The organism is uncultured Aggregatibacter sp., from assembly GCF_901873365.1.
Taxonomy (GTDB): Bacteria; Pseudomonadota; Gammaproteobacteria; order Enterobacterales; family Pasteurellaceae; genus Aggregatibacter.
Genome location: NZ_CABFLM010000117.1, coordinates 1 through 2,705, shown reverse-complemented (window position 1 = coordinate 2,705; position 2,705 = coordinate 1). Strand labels below are relative to the sequence as shown.

2 protein-coding genes are annotated in these 2,705 nt (G+C 43.0%); both read left to right on the top strand.

Annotation, left to right across the window (positions count from 1 at the left end; all coding sequences use genetic code 11):
* Nucleotides 1–1,614: YadA family autotransporter adhesin (locus QZ106_RS09750; RefSeq protein ID WP_295976632.1), on the top strand; the 1,614-nt coding region annotated here is incomplete at its 5' end.
* A gap of 209 nt (nt 1,615–1,823) precedes the next feature.
* On the top strand, nt 1,824–2,705 hold an 882-nt coding region (locus QZ106_RS09745), incomplete at its 3' end, for an MBL fold metallo-hydrolase (protein ID WP_295976631.1).

The following is a 2,705-nucleotide window of genomic DNA, read 5'->3' as shown; positions in this document are numbered from 1 at the left end:
AAAGCTTCTGAAACCGCAGCAAAAACTGCAGAAACTAACGCTAAGGCCTCTGAAACTGCCGCAAAAACTTCAGAAGATAACGCTAAAGCATCAGAAACCGCAGCTCAAACTGCAGAAACCAATGCGAAAGCTTCTGAAACCGCAGCAAAAACTTCAGAAGTTAACGCTAAAGCATCAGAAACTGCTGCTCAAACTGCAGAAGCCAACGCTAAAGCGTCAGAAACAGCTGCACAAACTGCAGAAACCAACGCTAAAGCTTCTGAAACTGCCGCAAAAACTTCAGAAACTAACGCTAAAGATTCAGAAACAGCAGCAAAATCCGCAGAAACCAATGCTAAAGCGTCTAAAAACTTAGCAGAAGATGCGGCGAAAGCAGCGAAAGATTCAGAAACCAACGCAAAATCCTCTGAAACTGCCGCAAAAACTTCAGAAGTTAACGCTAAAGCATCAGAAACTGCTGCTCAAACTGCAGAAGCCAACGCTAAAGCGTCAGAAACAGCTGCACAAACTGCAGAAACCAACGCTAAAGCTTCTGAAACTGCCGCAAAAACTTCAGAAACTAACGCTAAAGCTTCTGAAACGGCAGCAAAATCTGCAGAAACCAATGCTAAAGCGTCTGAAACTGCCGCAAAAACTTCAGAAGTTAACGCTAAAGCTTCTGAAACGGCAGCAAAATCTGCAGAAACCAATGCTAAAGCGTCTGAAACTGCCGCAAAAACTTCAGAAGTTAACGCTAAAGCTTCTGAAACAGCTGCGCAAACTGCAGAAACTAACGCTAAAGATTCAGAAATCTCCGCAAAAACTGCAGAAGGTAATGCGAAAGCGTCAAAAACCGCTGCTCAAACTGCAGAAACTAATGCGAAGGCGTCTGAAACCTCAGCGAAAGCATCTGAAAATATGACACAGGTATTTGCACAAACTGCAGAAAAAGCAAGGGATGAGGCTGTTTTAGCACAGAATAAAGTCACTGCCGAAGCTAACGGTATTAAACGCGTTGTTCAATCCTCAAATGAACAAGGTGAAATTAATAAAGAAACGGCGACAGTAGATGGTCGTAATTCGACTGCGGTGGGTTCGTCTGCACAGGTACAAGGCGATAATTCTTCTGCATTCGGTTCCCAAGCTAAAGTAGTGGCGAATAAATCTGTTGCTGTTGGGCAAGGTGCGCGCGTTTTGGCTGAAAATTCTGTTGCCTTAGGACAAGGTTCTGTGGTTGATAAAGGTGAAATCAATACGGTTTCAGTGGGGAATTCCACAACAAAACGTCGTGTAACAAATGTTGCAGATGGGATCAATGCTCATGATGCGGTAAATGTGAAGCAGCTTAATGAAGTAAAATCATCCGTGGATTCTGTACGTAAGGATTTGCAAAAGAATGATAAAAAATTGCGTGGCGGTATTGCCGGTGCTGCGGCACTTGCTAATATCCCTCAAGTTACTCAAGCCGGTTCTAACTTATTAGGCGTTGGCGTAGGTAATTATAGAGGTGAAAGTGCCGTTGCTGTAGGCTATTCAAAAGCGAATGAATCTAATAAAGTCATTTTCAAAATGAGTGGTTCTGCAACAACCCAAGGTGATTTCAATGTCGGTGCCGGTATTGGATATCAATGGTAGTTTTTAGTACCCGGGTTTAAATTTACGGATATCATGCCTGTTTTCGGATTATCATGCTGGAAACAGGTATTTTTTTATGCTTGTTACCACGAGAGTTCACTAATTTTATTTCATTCGCTGAGCGATCATTTAAGAAAAGTTGGCATATAATTGAAAACATTGATTAATTCATTGGCATTGTAACGATGACACATAAAAAGCGAGGAGGAATGTTTGGCTATGTCGCAGGTCGAATGGGGCGTTGGCTTTATGCTAAACATTATCCTCATTATTCTACCGCCGAACATTACGATCCTCACACCCGCACTTTTTTTAATGCTGAAGCGAGAAGACCGGTAGTTCACGCCGCCGGTGCAATGTGGAAATTCATTTTTCAGGAAAAATCGTTGCATCCTCCTGAGCCATTGCCCATTCTTAAGCCGGATTGGACAACCTTTTTAGTGCCTGCATCAAAAGGTCGTTTTATTTGGTTTGGTCATTCGACGTTGATGATGCGTCTTGGATCTCAAACGATTATGACCGATCCGCTGTTTGGCAAAAGTGCCTCGCCTCTGCCTGTGATGATGCACCGTTTCCAAGATCCTCCTGCTCATATTGAAGAGTTACCCGCGATCGATGTCGTGCTGATTTCTCATAATCATTATGATCATCTTGAACGGAAAAGCATACGCACTCTTGCTAAACGCCAGTGCCATTTTATTGTACCGCTAGGAATTGGCGTTTTATTACAACGCTGGGGGGTAGCACCAACCCGAATTACCGAGTTAGATTGGTGGGACAGTGTGGAATATAACGGGGTACGTTATACCGCACTGCCTGCACGCCATTATTCCGGGCGCGGTGTATTTGATAATAGTAGAACACTGTGGGCCAGTTTTGTGATTCAACATAAAGAAGAGCGGTTTTATTTCCATGGTGATTCTTCTTATGGTCAGCATTTTGATGTGATCGCCGAACGTTTTAACGGATTTGATATCGCTTTCATTGAAAATGGACAATATGATGAGCGTTGGCCGGATAACCATTTATTTCCTCATCAAACGGTTGAATTGGCCGTTAAATTAAATCCAAAACGATTTATGCCAATTCAC